This window comes from Methylobacterium litchii (genome assembly GCF_038442315.1).
Classification (GTDB): domain Bacteria; phylum Pseudomonadota; class Alphaproteobacteria; order Rhizobiales; family Beijerinckiaceae; genus Methylobacterium; species Methylobacterium litchii.
Genome location: NZ_JBBXMY010000002.1, coordinates 380859 through 403581 on the forward strand (window position 1 = coordinate 380859; position 22723 = coordinate 403581).

22 protein-coding genes and 1 other RNA gene are annotated in these 22723 nt (G+C 69.3%); 7 read left to right on the plus strand and 16 right to left on the minus strand.

The window, feature by feature from the left end:
• Nucleotides 1-23: 23 nt before the first annotated feature.
• A complete protein-coding gene (gene fabI, locus AAHF99_RS06965; protein WP_342163356.1) occupies nucleotides 24-848 on the plus strand; it encodes an enoyl-ACP reductase FabI in 825 nt (274 codons plus the stop codon).
• Between the two features lie 74 nt (nucleotides 849-922).
• Here fabI and AAHF99_RS06970 read toward each other — a convergent pair whose 3' ends face one another.
• The 7 genes from AAHF99_RS06970 to AAHF99_RS07000 all read right to left on the minus strand — a co-directional run bounded on the left by AAHF99_RS06970 (nucleotide 923) and on the right by AAHF99_RS07000 (nucleotide 5312).
• The gene (locus tag AAHF99_RS06970) at nucleotides 923-1558 is read right to left on the minus strand and encodes a DUF2147 domain-containing protein (protein ID WP_342163357.1); all 636 of its coding nucleotides are present in this window, start codon (nucleotides 1556-1558) and stop codon (nucleotides 923-925) included.
• A gap of 251 nt (nucleotides 1559-1809) precedes the next feature.
• Nucleotides 1810-2019 carry a hypothetical protein gene (locus AAHF99_RS06975; protein ID WP_243957617.1) on the minus strand — a complete coding sequence of 70 codons (210 nt, stop codon included), beginning with the start codon at nucleotides 2017-2019 and terminating at the stop codon, nucleotides 1810-1812.
• A 163-nt stretch (nucleotides 2020-2182) separates the two neighbouring features.
• A complete protein-coding gene (locus AAHF99_RS06980) occupies nucleotides 2183-2464 on the minus strand; it encodes a hypothetical protein (protein ID WP_342163358.1) in 282 nt (93 codons plus the stop codon).
• Nucleotides 2465-2568: 104 nt separating this feature from the next.
• The gene (locus tag AAHF99_RS06985; RefSeq protein ID WP_342163359.1) at nucleotides 2569-3387 is read right to left on the minus strand and encodes a TIGR00282 family metallophosphoesterase; all 819 of its coding nucleotides are present in this window, start codon (nucleotides 3385-3387) and stop codon (nucleotides 2569-2571) included.
• Nucleotides 3384-3986, minus strand: coding sequence for a 5-formyltetrahydrofolate cyclo-ligase (locus tag AAHF99_RS06990; RefSeq protein WP_342163361.1), 603 nt, complete (start codon nucleotides 3984-3986; stop codon nucleotides 3384-3386). The genes AAHF99_RS06985 and AAHF99_RS06990 overlap by 4 nt, the downstream gene beginning before the upstream one ends.
• Nucleotides 3976-4132: non-coding RNA, 6S RNA (gene ssrS / locus AAHF99_RS06995), on the minus strand. The genes AAHF99_RS06990 and ssrS overlap by 11 nt, the downstream gene beginning before the upstream one ends.
• A gap of 61 nt (nucleotides 4133-4193) precedes the next feature.
• Nucleotides 4194-5312 (minus strand): aminotransferase class V-fold PLP-dependent enzyme, encoded by a 1119-nt coding sequence (locus AAHF99_RS07000; RefSeq protein ID WP_342163362.1) that lies wholly within the window; start codon nucleotides 5310-5312, stop codon nucleotides 4194-4196.
• 148 nt (nucleotides 5313-5460) lie between these two features.
• Here AAHF99_RS07000 and AAHF99_RS07005 point away from each other — a divergent pair, with 148 nt between their 5' ends.
• A complete protein-coding gene (locus AAHF99_RS07005) occupies nucleotides 5461-6642 on the plus strand; it encodes a molybdopterin molybdotransferase MoeA (RefSeq protein ID WP_342163364.1) in 1182 nt (393 codons plus the stop codon).
• A gap of 70 nt (nucleotides 6643-6712) precedes the next feature.
• A complete protein-coding gene (locus AAHF99_RS07010; protein ID WP_243957635.1) occupies nucleotides 6713-7585 on the plus strand; it encodes a 4-(cytidine 5'-diphospho)-2-C-methyl-D-erythritol kinase in 873 nt (290 codons plus the stop codon).
• On the opposite strand, the gene AAHF99_RS07015 is transcribed toward AAHF99_RS07010, so the two are convergent.
• A complete protein-coding gene (locus AAHF99_RS07015; RefSeq protein WP_342163366.1) occupies nucleotides 7582-8238 on the minus strand; it encodes a transglutaminase-like cysteine peptidase in 657 nt (218 codons plus the stop codon). The genes AAHF99_RS07010 and AAHF99_RS07015 overlap by 4 nt on opposite strands.
• Nucleotides 8239-8608: 370 nt before the next feature.
• On the opposite strand from AAHF99_RS07015, the gene AAHF99_RS07020 reads away from it, so the two are divergent.
• The gene (locus tag AAHF99_RS07020) at nucleotides 8609-9763 is read left to right on the plus strand and encodes a dimethylmenaquinone methyltransferase (RefSeq protein WP_342163367.1); all 1155 of its coding nucleotides are present in this window, start codon (nucleotides 8609-8611) and stop codon (nucleotides 9761-9763) included.
• Between the two features lie 10 nt (nucleotides 9764-9773).
• Here AAHF99_RS07020 and lptB read toward each other — a convergent pair whose 3' ends face one another.
• The 8 genes from lptB to AAHF99_RS07060 form a co-directional block, all read right to left on the minus strand.
• Nucleotides 9774-10640, minus strand: coding sequence for an LPS export ABC transporter ATP-binding protein (lptB, locus tag AAHF99_RS07025; RefSeq protein ID WP_342163368.1), 867 nt, complete (start codon nucleotides 10638-10640; stop codon nucleotides 9774-9776).
• The gene (locus AAHF99_RS07030; RefSeq protein ID WP_342163369.1) at nucleotides 10637-11272 is read right to left on the minus strand and encodes an LptA/OstA family protein; all 636 of its coding nucleotides are present in this window, start codon (nucleotides 11270-11272) and stop codon (nucleotides 10637-10639) included. Before AAHF99_RS07030 ends, lptB begins: the two co-directional genes overlap by 4 nt.
• Nucleotides 11269-12000, minus strand: coding sequence for an LPS export ABC transporter periplasmic protein LptC (lptC, locus tag AAHF99_RS07035; RefSeq protein WP_342163370.1), 732 nt, complete (start codon nucleotides 11998-12000; stop codon nucleotides 11269-11271). The genes AAHF99_RS07030 and lptC overlap by 4 nt, the downstream gene beginning before the upstream one ends.
• Before the next feature lie 183 nt (nucleotides 12001-12183).
• Nucleotides 12184-14022, minus strand: coding sequence for a molecular chaperone HtpG (htpG, locus tag AAHF99_RS07040; protein ID WP_342163372.1), 1839 nt, complete (start codon nucleotides 14020-14022; stop codon nucleotides 12184-12186).
• Between the two features lie 211 nt (nucleotides 14023-14233).
• Entirely contained in the window at nucleotides 14234-15088 is an 855-nt protein-coding gene (gene nadC / locus AAHF99_RS07045) for a carboxylating nicotinate-nucleotide diphosphorylase (RefSeq protein ID WP_342163373.1), read from the minus strand.
• 7 nt (nucleotides 15089-15095) lie between these two features.
• Complete coding sequence (locus AAHF99_RS07050) at nucleotides 15096-16592, minus strand: L-aspartate oxidase (RefSeq protein ID WP_342163374.1); 1497 nt, start codon at nucleotides 16590-16592, stop codon at nucleotides 15096-15098.
• Nucleotides 16589-17602 (minus strand): quinolinate synthase NadA, encoded by a 1014-nt coding sequence (nadA, locus tag AAHF99_RS07055; RefSeq protein ID WP_342163375.1) that lies wholly within the window; start codon nucleotides 17600-17602, stop codon nucleotides 16589-16591. Before nadA ends, AAHF99_RS07050 begins: the two co-directional genes overlap by 4 nt.
• Before the next feature lie 160 nt (nucleotides 17603-17762).
• Nucleotides 17763-18587, minus strand: a complete 825-nt coding sequence (locus AAHF99_RS07060; RefSeq protein ID WP_342163376.1) for an aldo/keto reductase — start codon at nucleotides 18585-18587, stop codon at nucleotides 17763-17765.
• Between the two features lie 194 nt (nucleotides 18588-18781).
• On the opposite strand from AAHF99_RS07060, the gene paoA reads away from it, so the two are divergent.
• Genes paoA through AAHF99_RS07075 form a run of 3 tightly spaced genes read left to right on the plus strand, consistent with a single transcriptional unit; the run spans nucleotide 18782 to nucleotide 22698 of the window.
• Nucleotides 18782-19447, plus strand: a complete 666-nt coding sequence (paoA, locus tag AAHF99_RS07065) for an aldehyde dehydrogenase iron-sulfur subunit PaoA (RefSeq protein WP_342163377.1) — start codon at nucleotides 18782-18784, stop codon at nucleotides 19445-19447.
• Nucleotides 19448-19457: 10 nt separating this feature from the next.
• Nucleotides 19458-20432: an FAD binding domain-containing protein gene (locus AAHF99_RS07070; RefSeq protein WP_342163378.1), complete on the plus strand. Its 975-nt coding sequence runs from the start codon at nucleotides 19458-19460 to the stop codon at nucleotides 20430-20432.
• 22 nt (nucleotides 20433-20454) lie between these two features.
• Entirely contained in the window at nucleotides 20455-22698 is a 2244-nt protein-coding gene (locus AAHF99_RS07075) for a xanthine dehydrogenase family protein molybdopterin-binding subunit (RefSeq protein WP_342163379.1), read from the plus strand.
• The last annotated feature ends 25 nt before the right edge of the window (nucleotides 22699-22723 follow it).

Here is a 22723-nt window from a genome sequence, read left to right on the forward strand (position 1 = left end):
GCCGCGTTATACCGGGAAGCGTCATGGCGGAACACGGGCACGGGATTCTGGCAGGCAAGCGGGGGGTGATCCTCGGGGTCGCCAACAACCGTTCGATCGCCTGGGGCATCGCCCGCAGCGCCCGCGCCCACGGCGCCGAACTGGCTTTCACCTACCAGGGCGACGCCCTGCGCAAGCGCGTGGAGCCGCTGGCGAAGGAACTCGACGCGCAGGTCATCGGCCATTGCGACGTCACCGACGCCGCGTCCATCGACGCGGTGTTCGCCGAGGCGGCGCGCATCTTCCCCGAGGGCATCGATTTCGTCGTCCACTGCATCGCCTTCTCCGACAAGGACGAGCTGACGGGGCGCTACCTCGAAACCTCCGAGGAGAACTTCACCAAGTCGCTGCTGATCTCCTGCTACTCCTTCACGGCGGTGGCGCAGCGCGCGGAGAAGATTTTGCGGCCGGGTGGCTCGCTGCTGACGCTGACCTATTACGGCGCCGAGAAGTGGATGCCCCATTACAACGTGATGGGCGTGGCCAAGGCGGCGCTGGAAGCCTCCGTCCGCTACCTCGCCGCCGATCTCGGCCCGAAGGACATCCGCGTGAACGCGATCTCGGCCGGGCCGATCAAGACGCTCGCCGCCTCCGGTATCGGCGACTTCCGTTACATCCTGAAGTGGAACGAGTACAACGCGCCGCTCCGGCGCACGGTGACGATCGGTGAGGTCGGCGAGACGGCTGCCTACCTTCTGTCCAGCATGGCCGCCGGCATGACCGGCGAGATCCTGCACGTCGATGCGGGCTACCACGTCGTCGGCATGAAGAATCCCGAAGCGCCCGACCTGTCCCTCGACAGGGACTGAGCGTCGCGCATCGGCGCAAGAAAAAGGCCTGCCCCGGTTCCCCGGGGCAGGCCTTTTTCGTGGCGCGAGGCCGCTCAGTCGTCGGCCGGAGCCGCGGCTGCCGGAGCCGGTGCCGGCGCAGCCTTGCCGGCAGGCGCCTTGGTGCCGGGCTTGGCCGCGCCGGCTGCCGTCTTCGGCATGTACTCGGGATCCGTGCGGGGGCCGTTCGCCCCGTTGGTCGGGCCTGCGAGCTGGCCAGCGATCAGATCGCTGACCTTGGTCCAGGTCTGCGACTTGCACAGGAACGCGATCAGGCAGCCCTTCACGGTCAACTCGTTGGGCGCATCCGTCCAGATCGTGACCTTGTAGAACTTGCCGTCTTCGGAATTGTAGATCTGCCCCTCGTAATGGGCATCGTCATTCGGCTTCAGGCCCATGATGAGCTGGTGGCCGAGGGACGGACGAGCCTGCTTCTTCGGGTCCGGGTTCTTGAAGTCGGTCCGGGGCTCGCCCTTGTCGTTGAGCGGGACCTTCAGCCACACGACGTAGCCGCACAGCTTGTCGTTGACGGCGCCGCACTTCTCGAGGCGGACGCGGGCGCGGCCATCCTCGGTGAGGTAGGTGCCGGTGGGATCGGTGGGTGTGGCGGCGGCGCGGGCCGGTCCGGAGAGGGCGGCGAGCGCGAGCAGCGCGACCGGCGCGGCGCGGCGACCGAGCGTACGAAACATCATCCCTGAACTCTCCTCCATCGCGAGCCGCGGGGCGTGACGGGGCCGTGCCGGTATTCCGGCGGGTCGCCGTCACCGCCGACAGGCGGCGCCGATGCTGCTGGCAGCCGTCTCACGCCGGAAGTTGGCCGGATGATGACAGCGAGCCCCCTTCCCCACTCCAGTCTGTGCGCGGCGCATTGGTGTCCCCGAAAAAGCAAAGGGGCCGGTGCATCCGCACCGACCCCTTCGGGCACACTCGCGAGGCGCGCCGCTTACTCGGCGGCGGTCATCTCGGCGGTGAAGTGGCCGCACCAATCGCTGGTCGCCACCACGGGCCAGAGACCCTTGGTGTCCGGACCCGGCTGGCTCACCGGCGGGTTGAAGCGGCACAGGCCCTCGTCGGACTTGGCAACGGCGCCGTTGCCCTTGTGCTCGTCGTAGAAGCGGCAGCTCTCGCAGGACGCGTTCGCGGTACCGGCCATGCTCAATCTCCCAAAAGAACCTCGACGGAGCCGAACCCGGCGCCGTCCGTAGTTCTTAATTAGAACAGCTCTAATGACGCGTCAATGACAGGGCCGCGCGAAAAAAAGGCCCGTGGCGGGGCGCCACGGACCTTCGGCCGTTCTGAGCGTGAAAGGGTGTCTGTCAGGCCGCCGTGAGGGCGGCCTCGACCGGACGGTCACGGAACAGGGCGGTGCAGCCGGAGCCGCGATGCATGCTGAGGATCGAGGCGCGGTCGATCTCGGAATTGCGCGCCAGCACGCTGCGGACGCAGCCCACGACTTTCTCGTATTGCGCGGGGTCGTAATTGGGTTCGAGGGGGCTCACGGCGATGTAGGTCTCGACCATGAGCACACGCTCCGTGCGCTCCCGGCCGACCTCGACGGCGATCCACGACGACTTGATGAGGCTCGTGCTGTTGAGCATGAGATGTCCCTCCGGCTGCGCTAACGGCCCGCATCTGGCATGTGCGGTTCAGCACTTTCCGGCATAGTACGCCCTTGAGCCGATCTGCCAAGGGCAGGGCTTCTTTACTCCCAGAAATGGGGCAGACTCTCTTCGAGATTCGGGCCGATCCGCACGGCAGCAACCTTTGTAGCGAGCCCGTTCGCCCCGGTCTCGATGGCGATTCCGCTCAGCGTGCCGGAGCCGGTCGCCACCTCCCAGCGGGAGCCCGGCGTCTTCTGGATCAACCGGCGAATCGGCTCGTGCTTCTGCATGCCGATGACCGAATCGTAATCGCCGCACATGCCCGCATCCGACATGTAGGCGGTGCCGCCGGGCAGGATGCGGTGGTCGGCGGTCGGGGTGTGGGTGTGCGTGCCGACGACGAGGCTCACCCGCCCGTCGAGATAGTGTCCGATCGCCTGCTTCTCGCTCGTCGCCTCGGCATGGACATCGACCACGATGGCATCCGCCGCCGCGCCGAGGGGGCACGCGGAGATCTCGCGCTCCACCGCCGCGAAGGGATCGTCCATTGGGTCGAGGAAGACGCGGCCCATCACGTTGACTACCAGCACCCGCGCGCCGTTGCCGGTCTCGACGATGGTGGCGCCACGGCCGGGGGTGCCGGGCGGATAGTTGGCCGGGCGGATCAGGCGCTCCTGCCGGCCGATGAAGACCAGGGCCTCGCGCTGGTCGAAACTGTGATTGCCAAGCGTCACGGCGTCGGCGCCGGCACCGATCAGCTCGTCGCAGATCGCTTCGGAGATGCCGAAGCCGCCGGCCGCGTTCTCGCCGTTGATGACGACGCAATCGAGCCGCCAGCGCTCGCGCAAGTCCGGGAGCCGGTCGAGTACGACGGTGCGGCCCGGACGGCCCACCACATCCCCGAGGAACAGGAGCCTCATCCGCGCGCGCCTTCGAAATGGAACGTCCGGGCCTCGGTGACGATGGCCGAGAGCGACTTGTCGTGGGGCTCCACCGGCACTTCCGGCACCTCCTGGGCGGCGTAGCAGATGCCGATGGTCAGCAACGCACGGCCTTCGGACAGCCGGGCGATGGCGCCGTCGTAATAGCCGCGCCCGTACCCGAGGCGGCGCCCTTCCGCATCGAAGGCGGCGAGCGGCACCAGCAGCGCATCGGGCGCGACGGCGGGGAGCGACGGATCGGGCTCGCTCAAACCGAACTGGCCGCGCACGAGGGTCGCGCCGGGCATCCATTCGCGGAAGACGAGGCCGTCGGGGGTCACGTGCGGCAAGGCGATGCGCGTGCCGCGCTCGGCCAGGGCCTTCATCACCGGGCGGGGATCGATTTCGCTGCGGATCGGCCAATAGCCGGCCACCAGCGTCGACGCGCGGAGCGGCTCCAGGCCGAGGAGGGTCTCCGCGATGGCGGCGGACGCCGCGCGCCGTGCGTCGGGATCGAGGGCATCGCGGGCGGCGAGCGCCGTGCGGCGCAGTTCAGCCTTCCGGCCAGCTAAAGAGTGAGGATCGGGGTGCGGAGCCACGTGAGCCGTTGGAGGATCGATCCCGGGAAACCTACAGCGTAGGTGGGCGCCGTGTTGGCCAAGTCCAGGGACGAGGCCAGTGACAGCTCCCGAGGGAGTCGATAAGGCCCCGGGGATAGTGCTCCTGACGAACTCTGCAGCCCCGCTCCCACTATGTAGCCTCGCACCCATCCCGGCACCAGTGCCGCATGCGAGAAAAGGCGGCGTTCAGAGAAGCGCCGCGAGAGCCGCGAGGCAGGTGTCGATATCGCCCTCGTTCGCCCAGACATGCGGGCTCAGGCGCAGGCCGCCCCCGCGCTCGCTGGCGAAGACGCGGCGCTCCGCAAGGCGGGCGATCAGGTTCTCCGGCAACCCGTTCGGCCGACGCAGGCCGAGGATGTGCGGCATCCGTCGCTCCTGAGGCGGTGCGATGAGGCCGAGTTCGCCGCATCCGTCCGCGAGCCGTTGGGTCAGGCGGCCGAGATAGCGCGAGATCGGCTCCGTGCCCCATTCCGCGATCAGCGCCAGTCCTTCGGCCGCCATCGGCAGGGCGACGGGATCGTGCAGCTCGCCCCTGTCGAAGCGCCGCGCCCCTTGGGCCGGAGGGCGATTGCCCCTGTTCTCCTCCAGCGGCAATCCATCCTGGCGATGCGGGGCCGCGTAGAGGAAGGCGAGCCCATAGGGGCCAAGCGTCCACTTGTAGGTCGGGAAGGCGAGGAAGTCGGGCTGCCAGCGGGCGACGTCGATGGGCATGGCGCCCGCCGCCTGCGTCGCATCGATCACGAGTACCGCCCCCGCCGCGCGCACGGTCGGCGCGATTTGGTCGAGGTCGATGAGCGTGCCGTCTGTCCAATGGGCGGGGGTCAAGGTCGCGATGGCGAGGGGCGGTGCGCCCTGCCGGGCGATGGCAGTGAGGAGGGCCGCGGTCCAGTCGCCGTCCTCGGGCCGCTCTACAATCTCTATGCTGAGGCCATGGCGGTCCGCCAGCCTGTCGAAGGGTAGGCAGAGGGAGGGGAACTCGTCCGCCACGCGCAGGATGCGCCCGCCCGGCGCCGGTTTCAGGTTATGGGCGACGGTCGCCATGGCGTGGCTGACCGAGCCGACGATGGCGATATCGTCCGCCGTGGCGCCGATAAGGCCGGCCGCGAGCGCCCGTGCCCGCTCGGTCTGGCGGGGGAAATCCGCGCGGGAATGGTCCCAGGGGCGGCTCTTGGCCAGGATTCCGGCCTCGCCGGCCGCCCGCACCGCGCGGGGCAAGGGCGACCACGCGGCGGCATCGAGATAGCTCACGCCCTCGGGCATTTCGAACGAGGGCCGCTGGCAGGCGAGGACGAAGGGCGATTCCATGGGTTGAGCCTAAGGGATCGCCGGGACGGGGCAAAACCCGTCCTGGGGTTGATCCCCGGTTGCGCATGCCGCAATCGGTGGCGACGCCTTCCGCCCTTCGTGTCAGTCTCGTGCCATGACCTCTCGGAGTTGCGACGCCCCCGCGCCCATGCGGGTTTCGGACGCCCTCGCGCTCATCCGCGAGCGGCTGGCCATCGTCGCCGAGGCCGAAACCGTGTCCGCGAGCGAGTCCCTGGGCCGCATCCTCGCGGAGGACGTCGCCGCCCCCCTCTCCCTACCGCCCTTCGATAATTCGGCCGTGGACGGTTTCGCCTTCCGCTTCGCCGATCTCGGGGCGAGCCCCCTGCCGGTCGCGGCCCGCGTGCCGGCAGGCAAGAATGTCGCGGAGATCCCGACCGGCAGCGCGGCGCGGATCTTCACCGGGGCTCCCCTGCCCCGTGGCGCCGACACCGTCGCGATGCAGGAAGAGACATCCCTCGACGGCGATGCGGTGCGGCTTTCGGCCACCATCAAGCGCGGCGCCAATTGCCGCCGCGCCGGAGAGGATGTCGCGCGCGGCAACCTCGCCCTGCCGGCGGGGCGGCGGCTCGGGCCGCGCGACCTCGCCCTCGCCTCGGCGCTCGGTGTGAGGGACCTGCCGGTGCGGCGCCGGCTGCGCGTCGGCGTGTTCTCGACCGGTGACGAAGTGACCGCGATGAGCGACGGACTCGCCCCGGCCGGGATTCACGACGCCAACGGGCCGATGCTGGCCGCCCTGCTTGCGCGCTGGGGCGCCCTGCCCCACGCGCTCGGCATTTTGCGCGACGACGCCTCATCGCTGCGCTCACGGCTCGCGGAGGCGGCGACACGGTTCGATCTGATCGTGACCTCCGGCGGCGTCTCGGTCGGGGAGGAAGACCACGTCCGCGCGGCGGTGGACGAGGCCGGCGGCATCGCCCTGTGGCGGCTCGCCATCAAGCCCGGCCGGCCCCTGGCCTTCGGCGAGGTGGGCGGCACGGCCTTCCTCGGCCTGCCCGGCAATCCCGGTGCGGCCTATGTGACCGCCGTGGCGGTCCTGCTGCCCGTGCTGCGGTTCCTGAGCGGCGGCACCGAGGAGCCTGCCCTCCCCCTCGTCCGCAGTGGTTTCGCCCTCACGAAGCGGCTCGGGCGGCTGGAATATCTCCGCGTCTGCCTGCACCAGGGCGCGGACGGATTGTCCGAGGCGAGGCCCGCCCCCGGCGGCGCTCTCACGGGGCTCGCGGCGAGCGACGGGCTCGCGGAACTTGGGGAGGAGATCGAGGCGATCCGCCCCGGCGACCTCCTGCCCTTCCGGGCGCACCCCCTCGGCTGAGGCAACCTTGCCGCCGGTCCATCCGGCCTGTACCCCCGACCCCGCCCGATCACTCGCCGGCGGACTTCCCGTGACCCTCCTGACCGACCGCGCACCCGCCAAGGTGAACCTCACGCTGCACGTCCTCGGACGGCGCCCGGCGGACGGCTACCATGTGCTCGAAAGCCTCGTGGCCTTCGCCGGCACGGCCGACCGGCTGACCCTGACGCCGGGCGCCGACCTCTCCCTGACGGTGAGCGGACCCACCGCCGGCCCGGCGGGGCCAGATGCGGACAACCTCGTGATCCGCGCGGCGCGCGGCCTCGCCGCCAAGGTGCCGGACCTGAAGGTGGGGGCGTTCCATCTCGTGAAGCGCCTGCCGGTGGCGGCGGGGATCGGCGGCGGGTCCTCCGATGCGGCGGCGGCCCTGCGGCTCCTCGCCCGGCTCAACGGCCTCACCCTCGATCATCCGGCCGTCGTGGAGGCGGCGCGGCAGACGGGGGCGGACGTGCCGGTCTGTCTCGATCCGCTGGCGCGGATGATGCGCGGCGCGGGGGAGGATGTGAGCCTCGCCCTGGGCATCGAGCCCCTGCCGGCGGTGCTGATCAATCCCGGCGTGCCGGTGCCCACCGCGCCGGTCTTCAAGGCGCTCGGCCTCTCGGTCGGTCAGACCCTCTCGGGCGGCGAGCACCCGTTCATCCCGGCGGATGCGGATGCCGAAACGGTGCTCGCAACCATCGGCCCGGCGCGGAACGACCTCGAAGGCCCGGCCCTCACGGTGGCGCCGGTCATCGGCGAATGCCTCTCCGCCCTGCGCGGTCAGGGCAGCCTCCTCGCGCGCATGTCGGGTTCCGGCGCGACGGTGTTCGGCCTGTTCGAGGACCGTCAGGCCGCGGTCAGGGCGGCCAAGCGCCTGCGCGCCGCCCATCCGGGCTGGTGGATCGCCCCGACCTTTTTGCGTTAACGGTTGGCGGTGGTGACGGGCGAAGTGGCGCCACCGAGCGACACCCACGCCATCGCATCCTGGCTTTCGCGCTTGATGAACACGTAGCCGGTGCGGTGCCACGGCAGGATCGTGTTGGTCTTGTTGTCGAGCACGAGGTCGCCGCGATCCGTGACGAGCGTGAGGACCGCATGGCCCTCGCCCTTCTCGTCGATGACGACGGTCATGCGCATGGCCCGGCGCGGCAGGCCCGCCTCGGCCAGCAGGTGGCGCTTGAGCAGCTGGAAATCCTCGCAATCGCCGATGCCGTCCTCGGCGAGATCCCAGCGGTCGGCGACGTGGAGGTGATCCATGTCGGTCATCGGCTCGACCGACTTGTTGATGCGGCGGTTGACGGCGACGATGGTGTTCCACACGGCGGGGGTCAGGGTGATGCGCGCCGGCTCGGTGCGGTCGATGGCGCATTCGGCGGCGTAATCCTGGCAGAAGGTGCTCCAGGCGGCGATCGGCTTGGCATCGCCCCGCACACGGGCGCCGACATCGGCATTCGGGAGGCTTGCCAGCGTCTGCGCGGCGGCCGCGCCGGTCAGGGCGGCGGTGGCGACGGCGAAGATGGCCAGGCCGCGCCGAAGCGCCGAGGCCGCATCCCGCATCTTGTTAGCCGCGAACCGCATCGCCGTGACCCAACCGTTTAGCTCTCGTTAACGAAAGCTCTCACGACGGAGCCCTCGCCGCAATCGGCCGCTTAACAAAAGGTTAATGCTGTGAGCAGCGGGTAGGGACTGCACCGTTCTCGCCCTGCGGAGCCCGTTCCTTCACTTTGGTTAACGGCCGCCACAGACAGTAACGGCTTGTTCGCCAATGGCTTGAGCTATTTCTTAACTTCCCCGCGCCGTTTCGCGCCACGTCCGGGGGCTTGCTTAAGGGCCATTTGCGTGAGTCGGCATCACGCAACTTAAAGAAAGCGGCATCCACCGCTCTCTCGCCTGCGGCGTTCTGGCAGCGTAAGAAGCCCGGATCCCCGACAGCCGGAGCCGAGAGCGCGTGCGCCTGACCCAGATCACCCACCATGACCTCGACGGCTACGGCGCCTCGACGGTCGCCGCCGCCTGCGCCGAGGTGGATCGCGTCATCCACGTCCCGCGCTACAGCGATGTCGGCCCGGTCTTCGAGGAGGAGGTGAAGCGTCTCACTAAGGCTCAGGCCTCCGAAACGCTGCTGATGACCGATCTCGGCCTCGAAGAGCAGACCATCGCCGGTCTGAAGCGCTTCGCGGCGATGAACAAGAAGCGGGAGGGCGAGAAGCACCGGCTCGTGGTGCTCGATCACCATGCCTCCTCCTCCGAGCAGCTGGCCCGTCAGGGCCTGGAGCCCGCCCCCGTGGCGGAGCGCCCCGGCCTGTCACGCTCGGATTTCGGCGATCCGGCGATCACCCTGCTGATCGACGAGGATTCCTGCGCGACGGCGATGACGATGACGCACCGCGCCCTCTTCGCCACGCACGAGCCCGAACGGCAGGAGGATCTGGCCGCGCTGATCGCCGCCATCGACGCCCTCGACCTGTGGCGCAAGGAGAACGCGGCCTTCCCCGGCGGCATCGCCCTCGATGAGATCTTCTGGGAGAACGCCACGGGGCTGATCCCGCCCGGCCATCCCTGGCACGACCGGTTCGTCTCGGCGCTGCTGCTAGCCGCCGGACAGCGCCTGCGCGAAGGAGCCACCCCGGCGCAGCTGGAACAGGACGCCGTGGCGATCCGCACGCGGATCGTGAACGATCTGCTGGCCGACGCGCCCGACGACGACGCCAATCTCACCACCCGCTCCCGCCTCGCCCGGGCGCTGGCGCGCTCGGACACCCTGTTCCGCCCACTGAAGGACGGCACGCTCCTGTCCTTCGGGCTCGATTCCGGCATGTTCCAGCGGGTCTCCGACCGGATCATGGAGGCCGGGCGGACGAAGCGGGTGGTGAACGTGCAGCGGATGGGCACGCTGTCCTTCCGCTCGGTCGACGGCACCGCCCTCGACGGCGCGCGTCTGTTCCGGGGCGGCGGACACCGGGACGCGGCCGGCGGCCGGCTGCAGAGCGGGTCAGCCTTCTCGTTGGCCGATGCGATCGCGCAGGTTGAGCCGGTGCTGAACCCAGAGAAGCCGGCGGGCTCGGACAGCCCCTTCGCGGCGCTCAAGAACTGGAAGGGCTGAGGCCCGGCCGCTAGAGCCGGAAATCCTCGCCGAGATAGAGGCGCCGCGCCTCTGGGTTCGCCACGATCTCCTCGGGCGTGCCCTCGGTGAGGATCCGGCCCGAATGGGCGATATAGGCGCGGTCGATCAGGCCCAGAGTCTCGCGCACGTTGTGATCGGTGATGAGAACGCCGATCCCGCGTTGCTTCAGGTGCTTCACCAGATCCTGGATGTCGCCCACCGCGATGGGGTCGATGCCGGCGAAGGGCTCATCGAGGAGCATGAAGGTCGGCGAGGAGGCGAGCGCCCGCGCGATCTCGCAGCGCCGCCGCTCGCCGCCCGAGAGGGCGATGGAGGGCGACTTGCGCAGCCGCGCGATGTCGAATTCCTCCAGCAGGGATTCGAGCTTGCGGGCCCGCTCCTTGCGGTCGGGCTCGGCCACTTCGAGCACCGCGCGGATGTTGTCCTCGACGGAGAGGCCGCGAAAGATCGAGGCTTCCTGCGGCAGGTAGCCGATGCCGAGCCGCGCCCGCTGGTACATGGGCAGGTGGGTGATCGGAAGGCCGTCGAGGGTGATCTCGCCCCGGTCGGCGGCGACGAGGCCGGTGATCATGTAGAAGATCGTGGTCTTGCCCGCGCCGTTCGGCCCGAGCAACCCCACCGCCTCACCGGTATGGACCGTCAGCCCCGCCTCGTGGACGACGGTTCGCGCGCCGTAGCTCTTGCGCAGGCCGCGCACGCAGAGGATGCCGGGGCCGCCCTCGGCCTGTGCCGCGACGGCTTCGGCCGGCATCTCCACGCCCTGCGGCGCGGCCGCCTTCCGGCCGAACAGGCGCGACAGCAGCGAGGGGCGGGCCGCTGCCGCCGGCCCGGCCTGTAAAGCCACGGCGTCGCTCAATTGGCTTGCGCCCGCGGCTTCGCCGGGGGCACGGTGCAGCCCTTCGCCTTCGCGTCCTTGCCGTCGGACTTCTCGCCCGGCACGAACATGGCCGAGACGCGCCCGCCGGCCACGGGGTCCATGTTCGCCCGGCCGCTCGCCATGTCGTAGACGAGACGTTGGCCGCGCGTAACGTTCTGGCACTGGCTCAGCACGACGTTGCCGGTGAGCACGATGCGCTTCGCATCTTGATCGAACACAGCGTTGTCGCCGGTCGCAACCTGATCCTTCTGCGTCACCGTCACCGGACCGGCGCACTCGACCTTCTTGATGCCGTTCTCGGCCGGGTTCTTCGGCGCTGCTTCGTCGCCGCCCTCGGCCTTGTCCTTCCCGCGCTTGTAATAGACCGTCATGGTCGTGCAGCGGATTGTGCTCTCACCCTGCACGGCGACGACGTTGCCGGCGAAGATCGCCTTGTTTTCCTTGTCGAACACATCGAGCCGGTCGGCGTCGATCTTGATCGGCTCTTTGCCGCCGCCGCCGATGTTGCCGAAGGCGGAGGACGAATCCTTGGCCGGCTTCTCGGCATGGGCCGGCACTGCGAAGGCGAGGCCGAGGGCCAGCGCGGCGGCCATCGTCTTCAGAGCGCTCATGGCCGGCGCTCCACGGGATCGGCATCCGAGGTGAGGATCGGACCCTTCAACTTGTCGCTCTTCGGAGCGTCCGCGCTCTCCGGGTTGATCGACACGTGTACGTTGCCGATGAACGAAATGACCTTGCCGTTCTCGACCACGTCGAGCCCGTCCGCATCGACGACGCCCTTGCCCGTCGTAACGGTCACGTGGTCCTTCGAGACGATGGAGCCGGTCTTGAACGCGATGGCCGCCGTCTTCAAGCGCGCTTCCTCGCCCTTGTCGGTCCAGACGCGGATGTCGTCCTTGAGGTCCAGCGCCTCGCGGGCGCTGTCGAACAGGCCGGAGGCCGCCGAGAGCCGGGCGAGCCCGCCCTGGTCGTCGGTGGCGATATGGCCGCGCATCTGCTGAAGCTCGATCTGGCTCGGCTTGCGCACGTCCTGCAGCGCGGCCTCTGCCGTCACCTCGTAGGCGCGGTTGCCCTTGCGGAAGCCGGAGAGGCGCGGATTCTCCATCTTCACCTTCGAGCCTGCGAGCGTCACCGGCCCGACGCTGACACCCGAGATGCCGGCCGCGAAGGGATTGAACAGGTAGGCGAGCAGCACCGCCGTGGCGCCACCGGCGACCACGGGGATCAGCCGCCGTAACCGCCGGACGCGGCCGCTGTGGCGGTACGCATGGGCATGGACACGGTTGCGGGCTGCGGCGACCGCCTGTCCATTGCCGGCTTCAGCCTCGACGAGATTCATGTCGCGTCCGATGGGCGGGACTTTTGATCCTCGCCGTGGAGTTGAGAGTGCGCCTGCGGCCCCCACCGCGCCCGCGCATCCGGTGGGAATGATCCCGACCGGTGGCGAAGTTATGACCCCCACGTTTCGGAATGATCAATCATGACGGGGCGCGGCAGGTGCGCCCCGTCACGCTTTATCCCCTCAAGCGCCTACCGAGTGAGCCGACGCGAGGGCCGCGGCGACCTTTCGGGTGAAGGCGGCGGGGTCGCGGGGGCTGTCGCCGTCCTGGATCCGCGCGAGATCGAGGAGCATCCCGGCCGCCTCGGGCAGCTCTGATTCGGGTGAGGCCGCGAGCGCGCGGATCAGCGCATGGCGCGGGTTGATCTCCAGGGCCGGCTTGCCGGCACCGGCCCGTCCGGCCCGGCGCAACAGCCGCTGCATCTGAAGGTCGGGCCCCGCCCCGCCGGCCGAGAGCACCACCGCGCTGTCCACCAGAAGATCGGTGACGCGGACATCCGCCACCTCTTCGCCGAGCGCCGCCTTCACCGCCGCCACGAAGGCGTCGATCCCCTCGGCCGGCTCGGCATCGCCGCCCTCGGGGGCGAACTTTGACAGGTCGAGGTTGCCCTTCGTCACCGAGGTCAGGGACTTGCCCTCGAAGGTACCGAGCTGGTCCGGCCAGAATGCATCCACGTGGTCGGAGAGGAGCAGCACTTCGAGCCCGCGAGCCCGGAAGCCTTCGAGCTGCGCCGACGACTTCAGCGCCTCCTGATCGTCGGCCACGAGGTAGTAGATCGCCTCCTGCCCGTCCTTCATGCGGGAGACGTAATCGGCCAGCGACGTCCAGCCCTCCACCGCCGAGGAGCGGAAGCGGAGGAGCGGGGCGATCTCGGCGCGGCGCTCGAAATCCTCGTAGATGCCTTCCTTGAGGACCGGGCCGAAATTCTCCCAGAAGCTCTCGTAATCCTCGCCCTTCTTGGCGCGGTTCGTGAGTTCGGTGATCACCCGGCCGGTGACGGCCTTGCGGATTCGGGCGAGCGCCGGAGTCGTCTGCAACATCTCGCGGGAGACGTTGAGGGGCAGGTCCTCGGTGTCCACCACGCCCTGCACGAAGCGCAGCCACGACGGCAGCAACTCGGCTTCGTCGGTGATGAACATGCGCCGGACATGCAGGCGCACCTTGCTCTGGCGGTCGTTCTCGATCGGCTGGAACGGCTTCGAGCCCGGCACGAACAGCAGAGCCGCGAATTCGAGCTGCCCCTCGGCCCGCCAATGAAGCGTCGCCCAGGGCTTGTCGAAGTTCATGCCGACCGAGTGATAGAACTCGGTGTACTGCTCCTCGGTGATCTCGGATTTCGGCTTGCGCCACAGGGCGGTGCCCTGGTTGGCCGCCTCGTCCTTGCCGTCGCGCACGATGGCGACGGGCACGGTGATGAAGTCCGCCCACTTCCGAACGAGGTGATCGAGCCGGTAGGGTTCAAGGTATTCGTCCGCATCCTCCTTGAGGTGCAGGACGATGTCGGTGCCGGGCTCGGCGCGGGTGCCGGGTTCGAGGGTGTAGCTGCCCTGGCCCTCTGAGGCCCAGGTCCAGGCCTCGTCGGCGCCGACCTTGCGCGACGTGACGGTGACGCGGTCGGCCACCATGAAGGCGGAGTAGAAGCCGACGCCGAACTGGCCGATCAGGCTCGGCCGGTCCTCGGCCTTGGCGGCTTCCAGCGATTGCGAGAAGGCGCGGGTGCCCGAGCGGGCGATGGTGCCGAGGCTCGACGCGAGGTCGTCCTTGGCCATGCCGATGCCCGCATCGGAGATGGTGAGGGTGCGGGCATCCTTGTCGGGGGCGATGCGGACCTTCGCGTCCGGCGGCAGGGCGCTCGACGCGCTAGTCAGGGCGTCGAAGCGGCGCCGGTCCATGGCGTCGGCGGCGTTGGCCACAAGCTCGCGCAGGAAGATTTCGCGGTCGGAATAGAGCGCGTGCACCACGAGGTCGAGGAGGCGGCCCACCTCCGCACCGAATTCGTGCCGCTCGATCGTCTCGCTCACGGAATGAACCTCCGGGTCAGGTTGGGAAATCGCGCCGGCCATATGCGCGCGAGCGCAGCCGTTTTCAATGCGCTACGGCCACTCCCGTCATTGCGAGGCGGAGCCGAAGCAATCCAGGGCGCGCCCTATCCGAATAAGGCGGTGCCGACTGGATTGCTTCGCTGTCGCTCGCAATGACGGCGGAGGGTTGGAAGCAGCGACGGCCTGAATGTCAGGCCGCATCCAATCCCAGGTCGATGATCGCCGCCGAGTGGGTGATCCAGCCGCAGGAGATCAGGTCCACGCCCGATCCCGCCACCGCGCCGACGGTCTCGACGGTGATCCGGCCCGACGCTTCGGACAGCGCCCGGCCGTCGATCATCGCCACGGCGCGGGCGAGTGTTGCCGGGTCCATGTTGTCGAGGAGCACGGCATCGACACCGACCGACAGGACTTCCTGCAACTGGTCGAGGGTGTCGACCTCGCACTCGATCTTCACGAGGTGCCCGGCCCGCGCCTTGGCGCGCTCGATGGCCTCGCGGACGCCGCCCGCCACCGCGATGTGGTTGTCCTTGATGAGCACTGCGTCATCGAGGCCGAAGCGGTGGTTCGAGCCGCCGCCAGCGCGCACCGCGTGTTTTTCCAGGGAGCGCAGGCCCGGCGTCGTCTTGCGGGTGCAGACGATGGACGACTTGCCGTGCGGCCGGGCCGCCTCAACGAGACCGTTCGTGGCCGTGGCGACGCCCGACATCCGGCAGAGCAGGTTCAGAGCCACCCGCTCGGCAGTGAGGATCGCTCGCGCCGGACCGTCGAGGCGGAGCACCACGTCGCCGGGGGCGACCTTCGTGCCGTCCCCGCGCTCGACGGTGACGCTCACCTCGGGATCGACCAGGGCGAAGGCGATGGCCGCCGCATCGGTGCCGGAGATCACGCCCGGCTGGCGGGCGGCGATGACGCCCTTCATCCGGGCGCCCGGCGGCACGATGGAATCGGTGGTGATGTCGCCCGCCCGGCCGAGATCCTCGACCAGGGCCGCGCGGACGATCGGCTCCACAAGGAGCCTCGGCAGGGGAAGGATGTCGGTCACGGCTGTCTCACTCCGCGAGAGCGGGCGCGGCGACGCCAGCGGACGTCGTCTCGGTGTGGCGGGCGGGCGCCTGATGGGGATGGTCGCTGCGCCAGTGGGCGCCACGGCTCTCCTGCCGGGACAGCGCACTCGACGCGATCAGCGAGGCGACCAGGGCCGCGTCGCAGGTCTCGGCCAGCGGCGACAGCTCGGCCACGGCGGCGGACAGGCCCGCCTCCTCGCGCACCACGCCGACCTTCGTCTCCATCACCGCGCGGATCGCCGCGAGCTCGGAGCCGGCACGGCGGGGGGCGGTGTCGGGCAGGATCCGGCGCGGCGGCGGCGCGTCGAGCCCGTCCGCGATGAAGCCGGCATAGGCCAGCCCTTCGAGGAGCGAATTGCTGGCGAGCCGGTTCGCCCCGTGCAGGCCGGTCGAGGAGACCTCGCCGCAGGCATAGAGGCCGGGCACGCTCGACGCGCCGTGCGCATCCACCTTCACGCCGCCCATGTGGTAGTGGGCCGCCGGCCGCACCGGGATCGCCTGCGTCGCCGGGTTGATGCCCGCCGAGGCGCAGAGGGCCGCGACAGTGGGGAAGCGCGTCGGCATCGCGGCGCCGAGCGCCCCGCGCGTGTCGAGATAGACGGTCCGCCCCCGTTGAAGGGCCTGGAAGATGCCACGGGCGACGACATCGCGCGGAGCCAGATCGCCCCCAGCGATGCCGGCCATCACGGCGGCGCCGGTCTCGTCGATGAGCCGGGCGCCCTCCCCGCGCAGCGCCTCGGTGGCGAGCGGCATGGGATCGCGCCCCGCCGCGATGGCTGTGGGGTGGAACTGCACGAACTCCATGTCGCGGAGCGTCGCCCCGGCCCGCGCCGCCAGGGCGATGCCGCGTCCGGTGGCGCCGGGCGGGTTCGTGGTGGACGCATAGAGCCCGCCGAGTCCGCCCGTGGCCAGCACCACCGCGCGGGCGGGGATGCGGAAGCGTGCCCCGTCGCTCTCGGCGACGACGCCTGCCACCGCGCCCGCCTCGTCGCGGAGCAGATCGGTGACGGCGGCGCTCACCACCTCGATCCAGGGGGCGTTCAGCACCGCCGCGACGAGAGTTTCGAGCACCCGCGCGCCGGTCGAATCACCGCCGGCCCGCACGATGCGGCGGCGGCTGTGGGCAGCTTCCAGGCCCAGCGCGAGCGCGCCGTCCTCGCTTCGGTCAAACGGTGCGCCGAGACTCACCAGCCAGTCGATCAAGCGCGGCCCCTCGGCGGCGATGCGGAGCGCGACATCCGGCTCGGTGAGGCCGGCGCCGGCCGCTTCCGTATCGGCGGCGTGCAGCGACGCCGAATCGTCGGCGCCCATGGCGGAGGCGATGCCGCCCTGCGCCCAGCCGGTGGCGGTGCCGAGGCCGAGCGGAGAGGCGGTCACCAGCGTGACCGGGCGGGGGGCGAGGCGCAGGGCGGTGCTGAGGCCGGCGACACCGCCGCCGACCACCACCACCCGGTCCGCCGGATTGCGGGAGAAGGCGTTCATCGCGTCCTCACGGCCAGCATCCGTTCCACGGCGGCCCGCGCCCGGTCGGCCAGCGCCGGATCGACCGTGACCTCGTGGGTCAGGGTTTCGAGCGAGCGGCGGATGTTGCGCAGGCTCATCCGCTTCATGTGCGGGCACATGTTGCAGGGCTTGATGAACTCGATGTCCGGGTTCGCTGCCGCGATATTGTCGGCCATGGAGCATTCGGTGACGAGCACCACCTGCGCGGGCCGCTTCTGCACCACGAAGTCCATCATCATCGCGGTCGAGCCGGAGAAGTCCGATTCGGCCACCACGTCCGGCGGGCATTCCGGGTGGGCGATGACCGTGACGCCGGGGTAGCTCTCGCGCACGTCGCGGATATCGGCGGGCGTGAAGCGCTCGTGCACTTCGCAATGCCCGGCCCAGGTCAGGATCTCGACCTCCGGCACCTCGGCCTGGACGTTCTGCGCCAGGAACTCGTCGGGGATCATCAGCACGCGGGGCGCATTCAGCGAGCGCACCACCTGCACGGCGTTCCCGCTGGTGCAGCAGAGGTCCGACTCGGCCTTCACCGCCGCCGATGTATTGACGTAGGTGACGACCGGCACGCCCGGATACTTCCGACGCAGCGCCCGCACATCCTCGGCCGTGATGGAATCGGCGAGCGAGCACCCCGCGCCCATGTCGGGGATCAGCACCGTCTTCGACGGATTCAGGAGCTTGGCGGTCTCGGCCATGAAGTGGACGCCCGCCAGCACGATGATGTCCGCATCGACCGTCACCGCCTCACGCGCCAGGGCGAGGCTGTCGCCGACGATGTCCGCCACCGTGTGGAAGATCTCCGGCGCCTGATAATTGTGCGCCAGGATGACTGCGTTCTTCTCGCGCTTGAGGCGCAGGATCGCCTCGATGTCCGGCGCCAGCGCGGGCCATTCGATGGCCGGGACGTGACGGGAGACCCGCGCGTACAGGTCCGGCAGAGGAAGGGCTCCCGGCATCCGGGAGACGGGCGCGATGGTCGCCGTCATGGCGTCCTCCAATTATGCTCACTTTGAGCATTGTGCCGCCTAACTTATGGCTGCCGGATGCCCCTGTCTAGATATGCTAGCTTTGAGCATAAATCTTTTGCGGCGCGTTTGTCAGGGTGCGCCGCAGCATCCCGACAAGCGCGTCCGCGACCGTAAAAGCTCAGCAGAAGGTAGCGGGGTCGGGCCCGATCCGTCCGCTCGGCTTATCGAGCATGCCGATCCGCGCCATCTCTTCCGGGCTCAACGTGAAGTCGAAGATCGAGATATTCTCGACGATCCGCTGAGGGTTGGCGCTCTTGGGGATCACCACGACGCCGATCTGGATATGCCAGCGCAGGATCACCTGGGCCGGGCTTTTCCCATGTGCCTTGGCGATCTCGGCGATCACCGGATCCTTCAGTTCCTCGCCCCGGCCGAGGGGGCTCCAGGCCTCCGTCACGATCCCGCGAGCCTTGTCGGCGGCGCGGGCATCCTGTCGCTGAAAGTACGGGTGAAGCTCGATCTGGTTCACCGCAGGCGTCACCCCGGTCTCCCCGACGAGGGTGGCGAGGTGTTCGTCCGTGAAGTTCGAGACGCCGATGGACTTGATCTTCCCGGCATCGCGCAGGGCGATCATCGCCTTCCAGGTCTCCACGAACAGCCGGCGCTGCGGGCACGGCCAGTGGATGAGGTACAGATCGACGTAGTCGAGGCCGAGCTTGGCGAGACTTTCCTCGAAGGCCTTGGCGGCGTCGGGGCCCTGACGGTCATTCCAGAGCTTCGTCGTGACGAAGATCTCTCCTCGCGGCACGCCGGAGTCGCGGACGCCTTTGCCGACCCCGGCCTCGTTGCCGTAGGCGGCAGCTGTGTCGATGAGCCGGTAGCCCGCCTTCAGCGCATCCCCGACGAGGCCCGGCGCCTTGTCCTCAGGGATTTGCCAGCAGCCGTATCCGATCTGCGGGATGCTACGGCCGTCGTTCATCGTCAGCGTCGGGATGGAAGCCATGCCGGGCCTTTCCTGCCTGTGGGGGATCAGCATTCACCTGTGGCGATAAGGCCGGCATCGCCAGGGCGGCCCTGGACCCCGTGCGGATCGGGCGCAGTTTGGATTGGATCCAGCTTAGGCGATGCAACGTTGCCCTGACGCTTTCTGGATCACGCCGCGCGGTCGCGCTGGCCGTCTCTCAGCGGATTTGCAGCATGACAGACCATTCACCGGGCAACGCGGGTGCGCCGACGCGCCGTGCCGTCGTCGAGGGATGCGCCGTCATCGGCGCCCTCGGCCTAGGCGGCTTCGGCCTGCCCACGTCCTCCGCGCGGGCGGAAACCCCCGCCGCCGGAGACCCCGCGCCGCAGACCATGCCGGTGCGCCTCACCATCAACGGCCAGGCGCACGACCTGAACCTCGACACCCGCACGTCCCTGCTCGACACGTTGCGCGAGCATCTCGCGCTCACGGGCTCGAAGAAGGGCTGCGACCACGGCCAGTGCGGCGCCTGCACGGTGCTGGTGAACGGGCGGCGCATCAATTCCTGCCTGACGCTCGCCGTCATGCACGAGGGCGACGACATCACCACCATCGAAGGGCTGGCCCAGGGCGAGACGCTGCATCCGATGCAGGCCGCCTTCATTCAGCACGACGGCTTCCAGTGCGGCTACTGCACGCCGGGGCAGATCTGCTCGGCGGTGGGCATGCTGAACGAGGTCAAGGACGGCTTTCCGAGCCACGTCACCGACGACCTGACGGCCAAGACCTCCCTGAACGAAGCCGAGATCCGCGAGCGGATGGCGGGCAACATCTGCCGCTGCTCGGCCTACCCGAACATCGTCGCGGCGATCCGCGACACCGCCGGCACGAAGCTGTGAGGGTCGGACAATGAAAGCCTTCACCTACGAGCGTCCCGCGACCGTTCAGGAGGCGGCGAAGATCGTCGCCGAGCGGCCGAACGCCACCTTCATCGCAGGTGGCACAAACCTCCTCGACCTGATGAAGCTTCAGGTCGAGACGCCCGCCACCCTGGTCGACGTCAACCGCCTGCCCCTCGCACAGGTCGAGGACACGAAGGACGGCGGATTGCGGATCGGCGCCCTGGTGCGCAATGCCGACCTCGCCGCCCATCCCCGCGTGCGGAAGGATTATGCGGTGCTCTCGCGGGCCCTGCTCGCCGGGGCCTCGGGCCAGCTGCGCAACAAGGCGACCACCGCCGGCAACCTGCTTCAGCGCACCCGCTGCTACTACTTCTACGACACGGCCATGCCCTGCAATAAGCGCGAGCCGGGCTCGGGCTGCGCGGCCATCGGCGGCTTCAACCGCATCATGGCCGTGGTCGGGGCAAGCGATCAGTGCATCGCCACCAACCCGTCCGACATGAACGTCGCCATGGCGGCCCTGGACGCCACCATCGAGACGGTCAACCCTGAGGGCCAGACCCGCAGCATCGCCATGGCCGATTTCCATCGGCTGCCGGGCGACACGCCGCAGATCGAGACCGATCTGAAGAAGGGCGAGATCATCACGGCGGTGACGCTGCCGAAGCCCGTCGAGGGCACGCATATCTACCGGAAGGTTCGGGACCGGGCCTCCTACGCCTTCGCCACCATCTCCATCGCGGCGGTGATCGCAGCGGAGGGCAACGGCCGTGTCGGCTCGGCGCGTCTCGCCTTCGGCGGCCTCGCGCACAAGCCGTGGCGCGTGGCGGCGGCCGAGGAGGCGCTGGTCCGCACCGGCTCCGCCGACGAAGCCGCCGACCGGGTGCTGAAGGGCGCCCGCGGCTACGGCGCAAACGACTTCAAGATCCCCCTCACCCGCAGGACCTTGCGCGCCGTCGTCGCGCAAGCGACCCGCGCCTGACGCCGAACGCAGGACATCCGCCATGGAGATGAACCAGCCGATCGGCCGTACGCCGCTCGATGACCGCGCCGACGGCCTCGTAGGCAAGCCCCTCGACCGTGTCGACGGGCCCCTCAAGGTGACGGGCCGCGCGCCCTACGCCTACGAGAGCCACGCGCTCAAGAACCCGGCCTACGGCTACATCGTCACGGCGACCGTCGCCGCCGGGACGATCAAGGCCATCGACGCCGAGGCCGCCCGCAAGGCGCCGGGCACGATTCTCGTGATGACCCACGAGAACGTGCCGGAGCAGGGCGAGAAGAAGGAACAGGTCTGGCCGCAGCTGCAGGGCCGTGAGGTCACGTTCTACGGTCAGCCGGTCGCCTTCGTGGTCGCGGAGACCTTCGAACAGGCCCGCGCCGCCGCCATGCTGGTGAAGGTGAGCTACGACGCCACCAAGCCGAAGGGCCTGCTGAAGCCGAACCTCGGCGCGGCCTACGAGCCGAAGCCGATGGTGACGTCGCCCGGCGTAAAGGCGGATTCGTCATTGGGCGATTTCGACGGCGCCTTCGCCAAGGCGCCGATCCAGATCGACGTCGAGTACACGACGCCGACGCAGATCCATGCGCAGATGGAGCCGCACGCCACCATCGCGGAATGGCAGACGGGGCCGGACGGCGATGCCGTGGTGCTCTATTCGGCGAACCAGATGCCGAACCGCGGCCAGCCCCCGCTCGGCTCGGTGCTGAAACTTCCGCCGGAGAAGGTGCGGATCGTCACGCCCTATATCGGTGGCGGCTTCGGCTCGAAGCTTCAGGCCCTGCCCGAGGCGACGCTCGCCGCCCTGGCGTCGAAGGTCGTCAAGCGGCCGGTGAAGGTCGCGATGACCCGCCAGCAGGAGTTCCACGTCGGGACGCACCGGACGGACACGATCCAGCGCGTCCGCCTCGGCGCCGACAAGGACGGCCGTCTCACGGCCATCGGCCACGAATCGTGGTCGGACACCGCCATCGGCGACGCGTTCTACGAAACCTCGGCCAACGTGACGCGCTCGCTCTACGCGGCGCCGAACCGGATCACCGCCCACCGGCTGGTGAACCTGAACCTGCCCATCGCCTCCTCGATGCGTGCGCCCGGCGAGGCCGTGGGTCAGCTCGCGTTCGAATGCGCCATGGACGAGCTGGCCGAGCGGCTGAACATCGACCCGATCGAGCTGCGCGTCCGCAACGAGCCGGAGGAGGATCCGGAGAAGAAGATCCCCTACTCTACCCGCCGCCTCATCGATTGCATGAAGGAGGGCGCGGCACGGTTCGGCTGGGACAAGCGTACCAAGCCGGGCACCACCCGCGACGGGCAATGGCTCGTGGGTATCGGCATGTCGGCGGCGGCGCGGCAGAATCCGCTCAAGCCGTCCTCGGCCTCGGTGCGCCTCGGACCGGACGGCGTGCTCGTCGTCCGCATGGCGATGACCGACCTCGGAACCGGCACCTACACGATCCTCACCCAGATCGGCGGTGAGATGATGGGCCTGCCGGCCGACAAGGTGCGCGTCGAACTCGGCGACACCAACTTCCCGAAGGCGTCCGGCTCCGGCGGTTCGTTCGGCGCGGGCTCGGCGGGCTCGGCACTCTACGTCGCCTGCGACAACCTTCGGAAGGCGTTGGTCGAGAAGGCGGGGCTCGGCTCCGGCGATGCGACCTTCGCCAACGGTTCGGTGAGCGTCGGCGGACGCTCGGTTGCGCTCAAGGACCTTGCCGGGTCCGAGGGCCTGGAGGCCAAGGGCGAGATCAAGCCCGGCGAGATGGAGAAGAAGTTCTCGCAATACTCCTACGGCGCGCATTTCGCCGAGGTGGGCGTGGACGTCGATACCGGTGAGATCCGGCTGCGGCGGATGCTCGGCTGCTTCACCGGCGGGCGCATCCTCAACGAGAAGACCGCCCGCTCGCAGGCCATCGGCGGCATGATCTTCGGCGTTGGCGCGGCGCTGATGGAGGATGCCGTGATCGACCCGCGCTACAGCTACTACGTGAACCACGACCTTGCGGAGTACCACGTCTCCACTCACGCCGATGTGCCGAACGTCGACGCGTTCTTCCTGCCCGAACTCGACGACAAGGCGAACCCGCTGAAGAGTAAGGGTTTGGGCGAACTCGGTATCTGCGGCGCGGGCGCCTCGGTCGCGAACGCGATTTACAACGCCACGGGCATCCGCATCCGCGATTACCCGATGACCCTCGACAAGGTGCTCAAGGGGCTGGAAGAACGGGAGACCCAGCGGCGGACGTAAGATCCGCCGCCACCCGAGAGAGACG

Excerpts from the sequence above, each read along its gene's own strand:
- fabI (WP_342163356.1), top strand. The coding sequence starts at position 24 with ATGGCGGAACACGGGCACGGGATTCTGGCAGGCAAGCGGGGGGTGATC.
- AAHF99_RS06980 (WP_342163358.1), bottom strand. The coding sequence starts at position 2,464 with ATGCTCAACAGCACGAGCCTCATCAAGTCGTCGTGGATCGCCGTCGAG.
- AAHF99_RS07070 (WP_342163378.1), top strand. The coding sequence starts at position 19,458 with ATGAAAGCCTTCACCTACGAGCGTCCCGCGACCGTTCAGGAGGCGGCG.
- AAHF99_RS07005 (WP_342163364.1), top strand. The coding sequence starts at position 5,461 with ATGCGGGTTTCGGACGCCCTCGCGCTCATCCGCGAGCGGCTGGCCATC.
- AAHF99_RS07000 (WP_342163362.1), bottom strand. The coding sequence starts at position 5,312 with ATGGAATCGCCCTTCGTCCTCGCCTGCCAGCGGCCCTCGTTCGAAATG.
- AAHF99_RS06975 (WP_243957617.1), bottom strand. The coding sequence starts at position 2,019 with ATGGCCGGTACCGCGAACGCGTCCTGCGAGAGCTGCCGCTTCTACGAC.
- AAHF99_RS06970 (WP_342163357.1), bottom strand. The coding sequence starts at position 1,558 with ATGATGTTTCGTACGCTCGGTCGCCGCGCCGCGCCGGTCGCGCTGCTC.
- AAHF99_RS07060 (WP_342163376.1), bottom strand. The coding sequence starts at position 18,587 with ATGGCTTCCATCCCGACGCTGACGATGAACGACGGCCGTAGCATCCCG.
- AAHF99_RS07075 (WP_342163379.1), top strand. The coding sequence starts at position 20,455 with ATGGAGATGAACCAGCCGATCGGCCGTACGCCGCTCGATGACCGCGCC.
- AAHF99_RS06985 (WP_342163359.1), bottom strand. The coding sequence starts at position 3,387 with ATGAGGCTCCTGTTCCTCGGGGATGTGGTGGGCCGTCCGGGCCGCACC.
- lptC (WP_342163370.1), bottom strand. The coding sequence starts at position 12,000 with ATGAATCTCGTCGAGGCTGAAGCCGGCAATGGACAGGCGGTCGCCGCA.
- paoA (WP_342163377.1), top strand. The coding sequence starts at position 18,782 with ATGACAGACCATTCACCGGGCAACGCGGGTGCGCCGACGCGCCGTGCC.
- AAHF99_RS07050 (WP_342163374.1), bottom strand. The coding sequence starts at position 16,592 with ATGAACGCCTTCTCCCGCAATCCGGCGGACCGGGTGGTGGTGGTCGGC.
- nadA (WP_342163375.1), bottom strand. The coding sequence starts at position 17,602 with ATGACGGCGACCATCGCGCCCGTCTCCCGGATGCCGGGAGCCCTTCCT.
- AAHF99_RS07030 (WP_342163369.1), bottom strand. The coding sequence starts at position 11,272 with ATGAGCGCTCTGAAGACGATGGCCGCCGCGCTGGCCCTCGGCCTCGCC.
- AAHF99_RS07015 (WP_342163366.1), bottom strand. The coding sequence starts at position 8,238 with ATGCGGTTCGCGGCTAACAAGATGCGGGATGCGGCCTCGGCGCTTCGG.